General features: G+C 70.9%; 14 protein-coding genes. 12 read left to right on the forward strand and 2 right to left on the reverse strand.

What is annotated here, in order from left to right; translation table 11 throughout:
• Window positions 1–41 precede the first annotated feature (41 nt).
• The 5 genes from BLW17_RS11735 (at window position 42) to BLW17_RS11760 (ending at window position 7,653) form a co-directional block, all read left to right on the forward strand.
• Window positions 42–1,622 carry an AI-2E family transporter gene (locus tag BLW17_RS11735; RefSeq protein ID WP_074826681.1) on the forward strand — a complete coding sequence of 527 codons (1,581 nt, stop codon included), beginning with the start codon at window positions 42–44 and terminating at the stop codon, window positions 1,620–1,622.
• Window positions 1,623–1,625: 3 nt separating this feature from the next.
• Complete coding sequence (locus BLW17_RS11740; RefSeq protein ID WP_036731293.1) at window positions 1,626–2,312, forward strand: P-loop NTPase family protein; 687 nt, start codon at window positions 1,626–1,628, stop codon at window positions 2,310–2,312.
• 170 nt (window positions 2,313–2,482) lie between these two features.
• A complete protein-coding gene (locus tag BLW17_RS11745; RefSeq protein WP_081969056.1) occupies window positions 2,483–4,774 on the forward strand; it encodes an RNA degradosome polyphosphate kinase in 2,292 nt (763 codons plus the stop codon).
• Between the two features lie 41 nt (window positions 4,775–4,815).
• The gene (locus BLW17_RS11750; RefSeq protein WP_036731290.1) at window positions 4,816–6,342 is read left to right on the forward strand and encodes a Ppx/GppA family phosphatase; all 1,527 of its coding nucleotides are present in this window, start codon (window positions 4,816–4,818) and stop codon (window positions 6,340–6,342) included.
• Between the two features lie 75 nt (window positions 6,343–6,417).
• Window positions 6,418–7,653, forward strand: a complete 1,236-nt coding sequence (locus BLW17_RS11760) for a calcium-binding protein (RefSeq protein ID WP_036731288.1) — start codon at window positions 6,418–6,420, stop codon at window positions 7,651–7,653.
• A 174-nt stretch (window positions 7,654–7,827) separates the two neighbouring features.
• Here BLW17_RS11760 and groL read toward each other — a convergent pair whose 3' ends face one another.
• Both groL and BLW17_RS11770 read right to left on the reverse strand, forming a co-directional pair.
• Window positions 7,828–9,474, reverse strand: coding sequence for a chaperonin GroEL (gene groL, locus BLW17_RS11765; protein ID WP_036731286.1), 1,647 nt, complete (start codon window positions 9,472–9,474; stop codon window positions 7,828–7,830).
• A 45-nt stretch (window positions 9,475–9,519) separates the two neighbouring features.
• Window positions 9,520–9,807: a co-chaperone GroES gene (locus BLW17_RS11770; protein ID WP_036702044.1), complete on the reverse strand. Its 288-nt coding sequence runs from the start codon at window positions 9,805–9,807 to the stop codon at window positions 9,520–9,522.
• 236 nt (window positions 9,808–10,043) lie between these two features.
• Between BLW17_RS11770 and BLW17_RS11775 the strand changes: the two genes are divergently transcribed.
• The 7 genes from BLW17_RS11775 (at window position 10,044) to BLW17_RS11805 (ending at window position 15,339) form a co-directional block, all read left to right on the forward strand.
• Entirely contained in the window at window positions 10,044–11,141 is a 1,098-nt protein-coding gene (locus tag BLW17_RS11775; protein WP_231572716.1) for a TraB/GumN family protein, read from the forward strand.
• Complete coding sequence (locus BLW17_RS11780; RefSeq protein WP_036731284.1) at window positions 11,138–11,479, forward strand: DUF4440 domain-containing protein; 342 nt, start codon at window positions 11,138–11,140, stop codon at window positions 11,477–11,479. The genes BLW17_RS11775 and BLW17_RS11780 overlap by 4 nt, the downstream gene beginning before the upstream one ends.
• 3 nt (window positions 11,480–11,482) lie before the next feature.
• Window positions 11,483–12,172: a DUF1345 domain-containing protein gene (locus BLW17_RS11785; protein ID WP_036731281.1), complete on the forward strand. Its 690-nt coding sequence runs from the start codon at window positions 11,483–11,485 to the stop codon at window positions 12,170–12,172.
• A gap of 169 nt (window positions 12,173–12,341) precedes the next feature.
• Window positions 12,342–13,259, forward strand: a complete 918-nt coding sequence (locus BLW17_RS11790) for a manganese-dependent inorganic pyrophosphatase (RefSeq protein WP_036731278.1) — start codon at window positions 12,342–12,344, stop codon at window positions 13,257–13,259.
• 88 nt (window positions 13,260–13,347) lie between these two features.
• On the forward strand, window positions 13,348–14,208 hold the full coding sequence (locus BLW17_RS11795; protein ID WP_036731276.1) for a TIGR01459 family HAD-type hydrolase: 861 nt from the start codon (window positions 13,348–13,350) through the stop codon (window positions 14,206–14,208).
• Window positions 14,205–14,738, forward strand: a complete 534-nt coding sequence (locus BLW17_RS11800; protein WP_231572715.1) for a VOC family protein — start codon at window positions 14,205–14,207, stop codon at window positions 14,736–14,738. Before BLW17_RS11795 ends, BLW17_RS11800 begins: the two co-directional genes overlap by 4 nt.
• A gap of 142 nt (window positions 14,739–14,880) precedes the next feature.
• Window positions 14,881–15,339: a MaoC family dehydratase gene (locus tag BLW17_RS11805; protein WP_036702086.1), complete on the forward strand. Its 459-nt coding sequence runs from the start codon at window positions 14,881–14,883 to the stop codon at window positions 15,337–15,339.
• The last annotated feature ends 3 nt before the right edge of the window (window positions 15,340–15,342 follow it).

A 15,342-nucleotide genomic window follows, 5' to 3' on the forward strand; every position in this document is an offset into this window, starting at 1 on the left:
GGGCGAGGGCCCCCGGGACGGGATCGAGGGCGGGGACGCAGATGCAGATGTCGGCGACGAAACAGGCGCTCTGGTGGGGCGGCGCGGCGGCGGTGCTGCTGTTGGCGCTGTGGCTGCTGGGCGGGGCGATCCTGCCCTTCGTGCTCGGCATGGGGATCGCCTACATGCTCGACCCGGTGGCCGACCGGCTCGAGCGGGCGGGGCTCTCGCGCACGTTGGCGGTGGTGTTCATCACGCTGATCGTAGTGCTGGCGCTGGCGGCCCTGCTCTTGTGGCTCGGCCCGCTGCTGGTGCGGCAGGCGGGGCAGCTGGTCGAGTCGACCCCCGACCTGCTCAACAGCGTCCAGTCGATCGTGCGCAACCGCTTTCCCGAGTTCATGCCCGACGGCGGCATGATCGACACCGCGGTCGAGCAGATCCGCACCACGCTGACCAACTCGCTGGGCGGGCTGATGGGCACGCTCATGGGCTCGCTGCGCAGCGTGGTCGGCGTGTTCATGGTGCTGATCATCGCCCCGGTCGTGGCCTTCTACATGCTGCTCGATTGGGACCGTATGATCGAGCGCATCGACAACCTGCTGCCGCGCCAGCACGCGCCGACGATCCGCCGCATCTTCGCCCAGATCGACGACAGCGTGGCGGGCTTCGTGCGCGGCGAGGCGCTGGTGATCCTGATCCTCGCCACGCTCTATTCGACCGGGCTGATGCTGATCGGGCTGCCCTTCGGGATCGTCATCGGGGTGGCGGCGGCGCTGCTGTCCTTCATCCCCTATGTCGGCACGCTGGTCGGCGGCGTGCTGTCGATCGGGGTGGCGGTGGCGACCTTCTGGGGCGACTGGCCGCGGATCGGCGGGGTGGCGGCGATCTTTGCCGCCGGCCAGATGCTGGAAAGCAACGTGCTGCAACCCAAGATCGTCGGCGGCCATGTCGGGCTGCACCCGGTCTGGCTGATGCTGTCGCTGTCGGTGTTCGGGGTGATGTTCGGGTTTCTCGGCCTGCTCATCGCGGTGCCGGTGGGGGCCGCGGTGGGCGTCATCGTCCGCTTCATGGCCGAGCAGTACAAGGAAAGCGCGCTCTACACCGGGCGCGAGGTGATGCCCGCGCCCGCGCCGCCGATGCTGGTCGAGATGGTCCCCCCGGGGACCACGGCCGAGGCGCGGCGCCGGTCCGAGGTCGCCCACCGCGCCGCCGCCGCCGAGGCGCGGGTGGACGAGGCCCGGTTCGAGGCCCGCGTCGCCGCCCGCGACGCGGCCCGCGCCGACGGCGCCCGCGTGGCCGAGGCGCGGATGGTCGTCCGCGGCGAGGGGGCCGAGGCCGCCGCCGCCGCCGAGGCCGAGGCGCCCGAGGTCCGCACCTGGGGCGGCAAGACCCCCGACGGCACCGACCCCGCCGACCCCGAGGGCAAGGAGGCCCGCAAGGACGCCGCGGAGGACCGCGAGGAGGCCGCCGACGCCCGGCGCGTGGCCGAAGCGTTCCGCGACGGGCCGGTCCGCCCGGTGGCGGACGGCGTCGTCGCGGTGCCGGTCGCGGACGTCCCGGCTGACCCGCGCGCCGCGGCCCGCCCGATCGCGGCGCCGCAGGAGGCGCCCGGCGCGCGCCCCGGCGACGCGCCGCGCGGCTGACGCGTGGCCCGCCAGCTCGCCCTCGATCTCGGCAGCGCGCCGGCCCTCGGCCGGGGCGACTTCCTGCCCGCGCCCGCGAACGCCGCGGCGCTCTCGCTGGTGGACCGGCCGCAGGACTGGCCGCAGGGGCGGCTGCTGCTGGTCGGGCCCGAGGCCTCTGGCAAGTCCCACATCGCCGCCTTCTGGGCCGCCGAGCAGGGCGCCCAGCGGGTCCGCGCCGGCGCCCTGCGGGTCGAGGCGGTGGACATGCTTGCGACCGAACAGGGGGCGCTGGTGGTCGAGGACGCGCAGCGCGTCGCCACGGCGGCGGGGGCCGAGCAGGCGCTGTTCCACCTGTGGAACCTCGCCGCGGCGCGGGGGACGTGGCTTCTGCTCACCGCCCGTACCCCGCCGCGCGACTGGGGGCTGACGCTGCCCGACCTCGCCTCGCGGGTGCAGGCGATGGCCGCGGTGACGCTCGGCGCCCCGGACGAGGCGCTGCTGGGGGCGGTGCTGGTCAAGCTGCTGGGCGACCGGCAGCTCACCCCCGGCCCGGGGGTGATCGAGGCGCTAGTGCGCCGCATGGACCGCGACCTCGGCCTCGCCCGCCGGCTGGTGGCCGAGATCGACCGCGCCGCGCTGGCCGAAGGGCGGGCGGTGACCCGGCCGCTGGCGCTCGAGACGCTGGGGCGGTTGCAGGGGGCGGGCTGAGGGGCGCGGGCCTTGAAACGCTGGCGCGCGCGGTCTCCTCGCGCCGTTTCGCGACCGCTCGCAGCCAGCGCGGCACCACGGGCAGCCCGGCCCAACGGTTTGACAGCCCCGGCCCGGCGGGCCACACGGGTTGGTGCGACCCCCCTCTTGGCAAGCCGCCCGCAGAATCGATGACCCAGGCCGATTTCCTCACCTCGGACTTTCCCGCGCCGCGCAGCCTGCCCGACGGGCCGCCGGTCGGACCGGCCCGGTTCTTCAACCGCGAACTCTCGTGGCTCAGCTTCAACTGGCGGGTGCTGGACGAGGCGCGCAACCCGCGCGTGCCGCTGCTCGAGCGGCTGCGGTTCCTGTCGATCTCGGCCACCAACCTCGACGAATTCTACACCGTCCGCGTCGCCGGCCTGCGCGAGCTGGTGCGCGAGGGGAACACCTCGCCCTCGGACGACGGGCTGACCCCGGCCGACCAGCTCACCCTCATCAACGCCGATGCGCGGCGTCTGATGGACGCCCAGCAGACCGTCTGGAACCGCCTGCGCCGCGAGATGGAGGGCGAGGGGATCGTGATCCTGTCGCGCTCGCGCGTGACCCGGGCCGAGGCCGCGTTCCTGCGCGAGCATTTCATGACGCAGGTGTTTCCGGTGCTGACGCCGCTCGCCATCGACCCGGCGCATCCGTTCCCGTTCATCCCCAACACCGGCTTCTCGCTGGCGCTGGAACTCGCGCGCGAGTCGGACGGGCGGCAGATGCAGGCGCTGCTGCCGATCCCGGCCCAGCTCAAGCGCTTCATCCCGCTGCCGGGCGGGCAGCGCTTCCTGCGGCTCGAGGATCTGCTGCTGATGCATCTGTCGCGGCTCTTCCCCGGCTACCGCGACATCGGCCACTGCGCCTTCCGGGTGCTGCGCGACAGCGACCTCGAGGTCGAGGAAGAGGCCGAGGACCTGGTGCGCGAGTTCGAGACGGCGCTGAAGCGGCGCAGGCGGGGCGACGTGATCCGCTGCAAGATCACCGAGGGCGCCCCCGACAGGCTGCGCCGCGCCATCATGCAGGAACTCGCCGTCGGCCCCGACGAGGTGGTCGAGGTCGAGGGGCTTCTGGGCATGGCCGACGTGCGCGAGCTGGTGCTCGACAGCCGCCGTGACCTGCAATGGCCGTCCTTCACCCCGCGGGTGCCCGAGCGGGTGCAGGACCACGACGGGGACATGTTCGCGGCGATCCGGCAAAAGGACATGCTGCTGCATCACCCCTACGAGACCTTCGACATGGTCATCCGCTTCCTGAGCCAGGCGGCGCGCGACCCGGACGTGGTGGCGATCAAGCAGACGCTCTACCGCACGAGCTGGGACAGCCCGGTCGTCTCGGCGCTGTGCGAGGCCGCCGAGGCGGGCAAGTCGGTGGTGGCGCTGGTGGAACTCAAGGCGCGCTTCGACGAGGCCGCCAACATCCGCCAGTCGCGGCGGCTTGAACGCTCGGGCGCGCATGTCGTCTATGGGTTCGTGAACTACAAGACCCACGCCAAGATCTCGACCGTAGTCCGGCGCGAGGGCGACCGGCTGGTGACCTATACCCATTACGGGACCGGCAACTATCACCCGATCACCGCCCGCATCTACACCGACCTGTCGCTCTTCACCTGCGACCCGGCGCTGGGGCGCGATGCGACCAAGGTCTTCAACTTCCTGTCCGGCTACGTCCAGCCCGAGGGGCTCGAGAACCTCGCCATCTCGCCCATCGACCTCAAGTCGCGGCTGCTTGAGCTGATCGGGCGCGAGGCGGACTTCGCCCGCCGCGGCCGCCCCGCGGCGATCTGGGCCAAGATGAACAGCCTGATCGAGCGCGACGTGATCGAGGCGCTCTATGCCGCCTCGGCCGCCGGGGTGAAGATCAACCTCGTCGTGCGCGGCATCTGCGGGCTGCGGCCGGGGATCGCGGGGTTGAGCGAGAACATCCGGGTCAAGTCGATCGTCGGGCGGTTCCTCGAACATTCGCGCATCGTCTGCTTCGGCAACGGCCACGGCCTGCCGTCCCGCAAGGCGCGGGTATTCATCAGCTCGGCCGACTGGATGGACCGCAACCTCTCGCGCCGGGTCGAGACGCTGGTCGAGTGCCTGAACGACACCGTAAAGGCCCAGATCACCAGCCAGATCATGGCCGCCAACATGGCCGACGAGGCGCAGAGCTGGATCCTTCAGCCCGACGGGCGCTACCTGCGCTATCTGCCCGAGGGCCGCGACGATCTGTTCAACTGCCACCGCTTCTTCATGGACCACCCGTCGCTGTCGGGGCGCGGCAGCGCGGGCGCGGGGGACGTGCCGGCGCTGACCCACGGCACCGAAGGCAGCGGCGAGCCCTCGGGCGAGACGCCGGCCGAAGCGGCGGTCGAGGCTGCCGCCGAGCGCGCGGCCGCCCCCGCCGCGACGGTCGCCCCCGCCGCCGCCAAGACATCCGACCCGGACCGGGACTGAGGCCCGGGCCGCCCACCACGCCACACGCGAGGACCACCAGGATGAACGTGACCACGACCTCGGGGCAGAAGGTCTCGCCCTTCGGCAAGGGCGGACTGCCGGTGCGCCCGGCGCGCGAGCTGAAACGGGTGGGCGTGGTCGATGTCGGCTCGAACTCGATCCGCATGGTGGTGTTCGACGGCGCCGCCCGCAGCCCGGCCTATTTCTACAACGAGAAGGTCATGGCCGGGCTGGGGCAGGGGCTTGCCACCACCGGCCGGCTGAACCCCGAGGGCGTCGTCCGCGGCATGGCCGCGCTGCGGCGCTTCGCGGCGCTCGCCAAGGGGATGGGGATCGAGGCGCTGACCTGCGTCGCCACCGCTGCCGTGCGCGAGGCCGAGGACGGGCCCGCCTTCCACCAGGCCGTGGCGAAGGAGACCGGCCTCAAGCTGATCGTCATCGACGGCGAGGAAGAGGCGCGGCTGTCGGCGCAGGGGGTGCTGCTCGGCTGGCCCGACGCGCGCGGGCTCGTCTGCGACATCGGCGGCAACTCGATGGAGCTGGCCGAGGTCGGCGACGGCGCCATCGGCCGGCGCGCAACCTCTCCACTCGGGCCGTTCCGCCTGCAGCAGGTCGAGGCGAAGGACCTCAAGAAGCACATCTCGCGGATCGTCGGCGGGCTGGCCGAAAGCTTCGGCACCGATCACGAGCGGCTCTATCTCGTCGGCGGCTCGTGGCGCGCCATTGCCCGGCTTGATATGGAGCGGCGGGCCTATCCGATGACCGTCCTGCACGAATACCGCATGACGCCCGAGGACGTGCTGGCGACCGTCAAGTGGATCGGCGAGCAGAGCCTCGCCGACCTCAAGTCGCGCACCGGCATCGGCTCGGGCCGGATCGAGCTGGTGCCGCTGGCGATGCAGGTGCTGCGCGAGCTGGTCTCGACCCTCGCGCCGCCCGAGATCGCCATCAGCTCCTACGGGATCCGCGAGGGGCTGCTTTACGAGCAGATGTCCGACAGCATCCGCAAGCGCGATCCGCTGATCGAGGCGGCGCGGTTCACCGAGCGGCAGATGGCGCGCATCCCCGGCTCGGGCAAGAAGCTCTACCAGTTCCTGTCGCCGCTGTTTGTGGATGCGCCGCCCTCGCACGAGCGGCTGATCCGGGCCGCCTGCCTCCTGCACGACACGAGCTGGCGGGCGCACCCGGACTATCGGGCCGAGGCCTGCTTCGACAACGTGACGCGCGCCAACCTCGCCGCGCTGAGCCACCCCGAGCGGGTGTTCCTGGGGCTCGCGCTTCTGCACCGCTACAAGAACAGCCGGGCGGGGTCGGCGATGGCGCCGCTCTTCACGCTGCTCGACGAGGCGCAGATCCGCGACGCCGAGACGCTGGGCAAGGCCATGCGGTTCGGGGCGATGTTCTCGGTCGGCGACCCGTCCGAGGCGGGAGAGCTGATCCTCGACCGCGAGGCCAAGCGCCTGACCCTCAAGCTGACCCGCACCGGCCGGGCGCTGATGGGCGAAGTCGCGGCGGCGCGGTTCCAGTCGCTTTGCAGCGCGATGGGGGTCGAGTGCGTGGTGGGCTAGGTGCGAAACGGGCAACTGGACAGCCCGGAAGACCCCGCCTAACTGCGCCTGTATTTCGAGCCTGGGGAGTTGACGATGGACAACCTGATCCTGTTTTTGCCGATGCTGCTGGGCGTCGGTCTTGCCGCATTGGCAGGGACATTCGACGGCGACGACACCGCGTCGGCTGAGCCGGAGCCACAACCCGAGCCGGAACCCGAACCCGAGCCTGAGCCCGAGCCGGAGCCGGAACCCGAACCCGAGCAGGTCCAGGATGGCAGCGGGTTCGTGCTCGACGGCACCTCGGGCGATGACCTGCTGGTGCTGACCGATCCCGATGGCGGCGTTGTCGATGGCGGCGGCGGCCGTGACGACATCCTCGTCGATACGGGCGCGCCGCCGGACGGGCTGGAACTGGGCTGGAATTACGACGATCCCATGCCCGTTCGCGTCGTCTTCCCCGATCCGCAGGCGGGGACATGGACGGCACCTGGCGGCGATCAGGTCGCGGTCGGGGCGAGCCATGTCGATCTGGACGGCGATGACACGCTGACGGTCGGGTCGGGCTTTGTCGTGGTAGATGCGCAAGGCGCAAACCTGATCGACCTGTCCGGCGCGACGCAGGGCTGGGTCCGGGACTCGGACGGCGACACCATCCTGGGCGCTGGCGCCGGCCATGCGGTGGTCGCCGATATCGGGGAAGGCACCGAGTATCGGGGCGGCGCGGGCCAGGACGTCGTCGAAGCCTTTGAAACGGTTGCGCCGGTCGAAGGCGGGGCAGGCGACGACGTGCTGGTCTCGGTCGGCGGGGCGGGGCACCTGCGCGGGGGTGAGGGCGACGATCATCTCGTCGGCTCCCCCAACCGGCCGGAACATGCGCCGACGGAAAACGACCGGCACGAATGGCGCATCGACGATGCGGTGGACACACTCGACGGCGGGGCCGGGAATGACGGGATCGTCTTTGCCGACGGTGACATCGTCACCACGGGAACCGGCGCCGACGATCTCGAGGGCTGGGTGACGGGCGACGGACCGGATTCGGTCGTGACCGACTTTGACCCAGCGCAGGACAGCATGCGGCTGATCGTCAGCCACGGGTTCCAGGGCGATACGCCCGACGTCGCGGCCTTCGCAGAGCGCATCGAGGTGGTCGAGGCCGACGGCGACACCAGCGTCCTGGTCGACGGCCAGCTTGCCGTGCGGCTGACCGGCGTCACCGGCGCATCGGTCAACCTCGAATTCGAAGACCAGAGCTTTGACCTGACCGGCACCCCGACGGCCGACGCGGCCAGCGTCACGCTGGTCCTGTGGCAGCCGATGTATACCTGACCCGACGCCGGCGCGCGGATCGAGGCTGCGCGCCCATACGGACCGATCCGCCGGATCGTGGCGCGCGACAGCCCGCCGCAGGCGTCATCGTTGCGCTGACGTGTGACGCCACAGCCGAAATGAAAAAGGCCGCCCCAAAGGGCGGCCTTTCCTGTCAGCCACAGGGGCAGGACATTACATCATGTCCATGCCGCCCATGCCGCCCATGCCGCCGCCCATGCCGCCGGCCGCGCCCTTGGGCTCGGGCTTCTCGGCGATCATCGCCTCGGTGGTGATCAGCAGGCCAGCCACCGACGCGGCGTCTTCCAGCGCCGTGCGCACGACCTTGGCCGGGTCGATCACGCCGAACTTGAACATGTCGCCATATTCCTCGGTCTGGGCGTTGAAGCCGAAGGTCTTGTCCTGGCTCTCGCGGACCTTGCCCGCGACCACCGCGCCGTCGACGCCGGCGTTCTCGGCGATCTGGCGCATCGGGGCCTCCAGCGCGCGGCGGACCAGCGCGATGCCGGCGTTCTGGTCGGCGTTCTCGCCCTCCAGACCTTCCAGCGCCTTGCCGGCCTGCACCAGCGCGACGCCGCCACCGACCACGACACCTTCCTGCACCGCGGCGCGGGTCGCGTTCAGGGCGTCATCGACGCGGTCCTTGCGCTCTTTCACCTCGACCTCGGTCATGCCGCCGACGCGGATCACGGCCACGCCGCCGGCGAGCTTCGCCACGCGCTCCTGCAGCTTTTCCTTGTCGTAGTCCGAGGTGGTTTCCTCGATCTGCTGGCGGATCTGCGCCACGCGGGCCTCGATCTCGGCCTTCTCACCAGCGCCATCGACGATGGTCGTGTTGTCCTTGTTGATCGAGACCTTCTTGGCGCGGCCCAGCATGTCGATGCCGACATTCTCGAGCTTCATGCCCAGGTCTTCCGAGATCACCTGGCCGCCGGTCAGGATCGCGATGTCCTGCAGCATGGCCTTGCGGCGGTCACCGAAGCCCGGCGCCTTGACGGCCGCGACCTTCAGCCCGCCGCGAAGGCGGTTGACGACCAGCGTGGCCAGCGCCTCGCCCTCGACGTCCTCGGCCACGATCAGCAGCGGCTTCTGGGTCTGGATGACGGCTTCCAGCAGCGGGACCATCGGCTGCAGCGACGAGAGCTTCTTCTCGTGCAGCAGGATGTAGGCGTCCTCGAGCTCGGCCACCATCTTGTCGGGGTTGGTCACGAAGTAGGGCGAGAGATAGCCGCGGTCGAACTGCATCCCCTCGACGACTTCGACCTCGGTCTCCATCCCCTTGTTCTCTTCGACGGTGATGACACCCTCGTTGCCGACCTTCTGCATCGCCTCGGCGATCTGCTCGCCGATGAACTTCTCGCCGTTGGCCGAGATGGTGCCGACCTGGGCCACTTCGGCCGAGTCCGAGACCGGGCGGGCGGCCGACTTGATCGACTCGACGACGCGCTGGGTTGCCAGATCGACGCCGCGCTTGAGGTCCATCGGGTTCATCCCGGCGGCGACGGCCTTGAGGCCTTCCTTGATGATCGCCTGGGCGAGCACGGTGGCGGTGGTGGTGCCGTCCCCGGCCTCGTCATTGGTGCGCGAGGCGACTTCGCGGACCATCTGCGCGCCCATGTTCTCGAACTTGTCCGAAAGCTCGATTTCCTTGGCGACCGAGACGCCGTCCTTGGTGATGCGCGGGGCGCCGAACGACTTGTCGATCACCACGTTGCGGCCTTTCGGGCCGAGCGTGACCTTGACCGCATCCGCGAGGATGTTGACGCCCTTGAGCATCCGGTCGCGGGCGTCGGTGTTGAACTTGACTTCCTTGCCAGCCATTTATCTATTCCTTGTCAGAGGGTTGTAAGCGCTACCTGCGAGGGATCAGCCGATGATCCCGAGGATGTCGCTTTCCTTCATGATGAGCAGCTCTTCGCCGTCCAGCGTCACTTCGGTGCCCGACCACTTGCCGAACAGGATGCGGTCGCCGGCCTTGACCGAGGGGGCGATCAGCTCGCCCGAGTCCTTGCGGGCGCCTTCGCCCACCGAGACGATCTCGCCTTCCGAGGGCTTTTCCTTGGCGCTGTCGGGGATGATCAGCCCGCCCTTGGTCTTTTCGTCCGACTGGACGCGGCGGACCAGGACGCGGTCGTGAAGCGGCTTGAAGGCCATCGTGAACACTCCGGTTATTCAGGTTGCAGTGTTGCGTGCTGTTGGCACTCGATTGGGGTGAGTGCCAATGGCCGCGATGTAGGGGCCGGGTCCGGGCCTGTCAACGGGGCGTGATCGCGGCGAGCGGGTGGAACGGCGCGGGTCGGGCCCGTCGCGAGGGCGCCCGGACGGGGTGGACCTCGGGGCGGCGCGGCGCCATGCTGCGGCGAAAGCCAGGGCGCGAGCGGGGTGCGAAGATGGGTTGGCACGAGCGGATGCGGGGGGCGGTGCTCGGGGCGCTTGCGGCCTGTGCGGTCGCCTCGGCCGGGGCGGCGGCCACCGCCGATCCGCCGCCCGGGGTGGCGCAGGCCGTGCCGGCCGCGGACGCGCCGCCGGCCGTCTGCGCCGGCGCCGATCTGATGCAGAGCCTGCCGGCCGAGACCCGCGCCCGCATCGACGCTGCGGTCGCCGCCACGCCCTATGCGCAGGGCACCCGCTTCACCGCCCGCAAGGGCGACGCGCGGATCGAGATCATCGGCACCTATCACTTCGACGACCCCCGCCACGACCCGATGGTCGCGGCCCTGACGCCGGTCATCGCCTCGGCCGACGCGATGCTGGTCGAGGCCGGACCCGACGAGGAGAAGCGCCTGACCGCCGCACTCGCCCGCGACCCGTCGCTGATGGTCGACACCGAGGGGCCGACGCTGCCCGAACGGCTCGGGGACGCGGCCTGGCGCGAGCTGGGCGAGGCCATGTCTGCGCGCGGGATGCCGCCCGTCATGGTCAGCCGGCTGCGGCCCTGGTACGTCTCGATGATGCTCGGGATCTCGCCCTGCATGATGGGCCAGATCAAGGCGCGGGGCGACACCGCGGGCCTCGACCACCGGCTGATGCAGGTCGCCGCCGACGCGGGGGTGCCGGTCCGCGCGCTCGAGCCGTGGGACACCGTGCTGACCCTCTTCGACGGCATGAGCGACGCCGAAGAGCTGGACATGATCCGCGCCGCGCTGCCCGCCGCGCGGCTGGCCGACGACTATGCCACGACGACGATCGAGGCCTATTTCCGCGGCGACATCTGGGCGATCTGGGAATTCGGGCGGCTGGACGCCTATGACCACGCCGGGATGGACCGCGCGAGCGTCGACCGGCAGGTGCAGCTGGCCGAGGACCGGCTGATGACCGGCCGCAACCGGGGCTGGATCGCGCCGCTGACCGAGGCCGCGACGGCCGCCGCGGCGCGCGGCAAGCCGGTGGTCGCGGCCTTCGGGGCGCTGCACCTGCCGGGCGAGGACGGGGTGCTGCGGCTTCTCGAACGGGACGGGTGGACGATCACGGCAGGGGGCGCGTCATGAGCCGCAGCGAGAACCGATGGGCCGACGAGACGGCGTGGTGGACGATGGGCGCGGCCGAGGCGCGGCGCCGGATGCACCCGGCCTGCGTGATGGTCCTGCCCCGCGGCATCCTGCAGGGCCGCGACATCCTGTCCGCGCTCGACGGCCCGCGGTGGGAGGGCGTGACGCTCGGCGAGCGCCGCTTCGTCGAGACCGAGGACTGCATCGTGCTGGCCTATCGCGTCTCGGCCAGTCGCGGCGGGCGCGCCTATCGCGCTTTCTGCAGCTCGACCTGGGTGCGCCAGCACGAGGACTGGCAGATGATCGAGCACCAGCAGACGCCGTTGGCCGAGGACTGAGGGTTGCGCGGCTCGCTGCGCCGCCACGCGCGGTTTCACGGCGCCTTCGCCGCGGGGCTGGCGGCGGCGCTGCTGGGCGGCGCGCTGACGCCGACCGACCGCATCCTGATCGGGGCGGACCTCTTCTTCGTCGTCTATCTGGTGGCCACCGCCATCTGGATGCGGGGCCGCAGCGGCGACGACCTGCGGGCGCATTTCGCCGACGCCGACGAGGGCGGGGCGCTGATCGTGCTGATGGCGACGGGCGCGGTCGGGGTCAGCCTCTATGCCATCGCCCAGACGGTGCTCGCCTCGGCCGATCCGGGGGCGCTGCGGCTGCGCCCGGTGCTGGCGCTCGGGGCGGTGCCGCTGGGCTGGGCGACGGTCCACGCGGTCATGGCCTTTCACTATGCGCGGATGTTCTACACCCCCGACCGGGACGCGGGCAGGGCAGCGGGCGGGACGGCAACCCAAACGGGCGCGCGCGACAGCGGCGGGCTCGACTTTCCCGGCGGCCCCGCGGCGCCGGGCCCGTGGGAGTTCCTCTATTACAGTTTCACCCTCGGGATGACGGCGCAGACCTCGGACGTGGGCCTGACCTCGACGCCCTTCCGGCGGGTGACGCTGGCGCACTCGGTGCTCACCTTCTTCTATAATGCGGTGATCGTGGCGCTGGCCGTCAACGCCGGCCTTGCGCTGGGGCAGGGGGGCTAGGCGCCCGGACGCGCCCGGCGCCGCCTGAGGGGACGGAACGGCGCCCCATGCCTCAAGGGCTCCCCGGTCCTCCGCCGCAGGCTCTCGCTCACACCCCTCTGCCGCTTGAGCCGCACGCGGCCCGCGCCTATAACCCGCGCCGACCCGTTTTGCGCAAAGGCTGTCTCACATGATCCAGGTTCTCGGCCACAAGGCCCCCGACACCGACTCGACCGGCTCGCCGCTGATCTGGGCGTGGTACCTGTCCGAAGTCCGCAAGACCCCGGCCAAGGCCGTGCTGCAGGGGACGCCGAACACCGAGGCCGTGTGGATGCTGGGCCGCTGGGGGCTGGACCTGCCCGAGGTGATCGCCGACCTCGCGCCCGGCGACCAGTGCGTGATCGTCGACACCAACAACCCGGCCGAGCTGCCCGCTGGCATCAACGACGCCGAGGTGATCGAGATCATCGACCACCACCTGCTCGCCGGCGGGATCAAGACCCGGCTGCCGATCAACATCACCATCCGCCCGCTGGCCTGCACGGCGACGATCATGCACGACCTGATCGGCGGCGACCTCGACCGCGCGCCGGCCTGGGTCAAGGGCGTGATGCTGACCTGCATCCTGTCGGACACGCTCGAGTTCCGCTCGCCCACCACCACGCCGCATGACCGCTGGGTGGCCGAGAAGCTGGCCGGCGAGCTCGGCCTCTCGATCCCCGAATACGCCACCGAGATGTTCTCCGCGAAATCGGACGTCTCGTCCTTCTCGGACGCGGCGCTGCTGAAGATGGACAGCAAGGAATACGAGCTCGGCGGCAAGCAGATGCGGATCTCGGTGCTGGAAACCACCGCGCCGCAGGTGCTGCTCGATCGCAAGGCGGCGCTGCTGGCCGCCATGCCGGGCGTCGCGGCAGAGGACGGCGCCGACGAGGTGATGCTGTTCATCGTCGACATCCTGAACGAGCGCTCGACCCTGCTTGTCCCGAACGACTTCGTGCGCGCCGTCGCCGCCGCGTCCTTCGGCGTCCCGGTCGAGGGCGACAGCGTGATCCTTCCCGGGATCGTCAGCCGCAAGAAGCAGATCATCCCGGCGCTGAAGCTCTGAGGACGACCGCCGGCGTGGGGGTGTCCGACCCCCACACCCCGCAAGACATCCGCCGCGCCTCGACGGTGCGGCCAGCAAAGGGGTGGACATGACCCGGATCATCGACAGCCTGGCCGAGATCGCGGACGGCTATGACGTGCTCGTCTGCGACCTCTGGGGCTGCGTGCACAACGGCAAGGTGGCCTATCCGGCCGCCATCGCCGCGCTGCAGGCGTTCCGGCAGGGCGGCGGCAAGGTCGCGCTGATGACCAACGCGCCCCGCCCGCGCCGCTTCGTGGCCGAGCAGATCGACCGCCTCGGCGTGCCGCAGGACGCCTGGGACGACATCGTGACCTCGGGCGATGCGGCGCAGGACGCGATGTTCGCGGGCCGGGTCGGGCAGAACGTCTGGCACGTCGGGCCCGAGCGCGACCTCGGGTTCTTCACCGAGACGACCGACCCGCGCGCCCCCGGCATCCGCCGCGTGCCGCTCGAGGATGCCGAGGGGATCGTCGTCACCGGCCCCTACGACGACATGACCGAGACGCCCGAGGACTACCGCGCCCGGCTGGAGACTGCGCAGGCCCGCGGGCTGCCGCTTCTCTGCGCCAACCCCGACATCGTGGTGGATTACGGCGAACAGCGGCTCTACTGCGCGGGCGCGCTGGCCGGGCTCTACGAGGAAATGGGGGGCGAGGCGCTTTATTTCGGCAAGCCGCACGCGCCGATCTATGACCTCGCCCGGCGCCGGCTGGGCGTCAGCGGCGGGCGCGAGCTTGCCATCGGGGACGGGATCGGCACCGATGTTGCAGGAGCCGTCGCGCAGGGGATCGATTCGATCTTCGTCACCGGCGGGCTGGCGGCCGAGCACATGGGGGGCGACGTGGAACGACCCGAGGACAGCCTGCTGCGCGCCTGGCTCAAGGCCGAGGGCATCGCCCCGACCTACGCCATCGGGCGGCTGCGGTGAGCGCCCGCCCGATCGCCTCGCCGCCCGATCCCGCGCCCGCCGCGACGCGGGTGGGGCACGTCCACCTCAAGGTGGCCGACCTCGACCGGGCCATCGCCTTCTATTCGGGCGTGCTGGGGTTCGAGGTGATGCAGCATTATGGCACCCGCGCGGCCTTTCTCGGCGCCGGCGGCTATCACCACCACATCGGCCTGAACACGTGGGAATCCGCCGGGGCCACGCCCCCGCCGCCGGGTCACACCGGGCTCTATCACAGCGCCTTCCTGTATCCCGACCGCGCTTCGCTTGGGCGGGTGCTGGCGCGGGTGCTGGCCGCGGGCATCCCGCTCGACGGCGCGGCCGACCATGGGGTGAGCGAGGCGCTCTATCTGCGCGACCCGGACGGCAACGGGGTCGAGCTCTACCGCGACCGCCCGCCCGCGGAATGGCCGCTGGACGCCGAGGGCCGGGTGCAGATGGGCAACGCGCCTCTCGACCTCGCCGCGCTGCTGGCCGAGGGCGGCGCGCCGCCCGACGCCGACGCCCCGTGACCTGACGTCGCAACATTATTATCCCCTGCGCCGCGACCACGGTATATTCTTGCCCGATGGTCATCGACCTGTTACGCCGCAATGCAGCGAACGGGCCTTTTGACGGGCCAGTGAACGGGCCAGCGAACCGGGGATACCCATGATGCTCGACAATCCGCCGCGGGATAACCAGTTTCGGGGCACCATCGTCATCGAGGACCTCGAGGTCGGCATGATCCGCACCCTGCAGAAGCAGGTGACGGACGCCGACATCGAGATGTTCGCCACCATCTCGACCGACCGCAACCCGGTGCACCTGGACGAGGAGTACGCCCGCGACACCATCTTCGAGGGGCGGATCGCGCACGGAATGCTGACGGCGGGCCTCATCTCGGCGGTGATCGGCGAGCAGTTGCCCGGCCACGGCACGGTCTATCTGGGCCAGACGCTCAAGTTCATGGCCCCCGTGCGCCCCGGCGATGTGGTCCGCGCCGAGGTTCAGGTGGATGCCATCGACCACGCCCGCCGGCGGGTCACCCTTGCCACCCGCTGCCTCGTCGGCGATACCGTCGTGCTGAAAGGCGAGGCGGTGGTTCTGGCGCCGTCCCGCAAGTTCGACTGAGGG

It is taken from the genome of Paracoccus sanguinis (assembly GCF_900106665.1).
In the GTDB taxonomy this organism is placed as follows: Bacteria; Pseudomonadota; Alphaproteobacteria; order Rhodobacterales; family Rhodobacteraceae; genus Paracoccus; species Paracoccus panacisoli.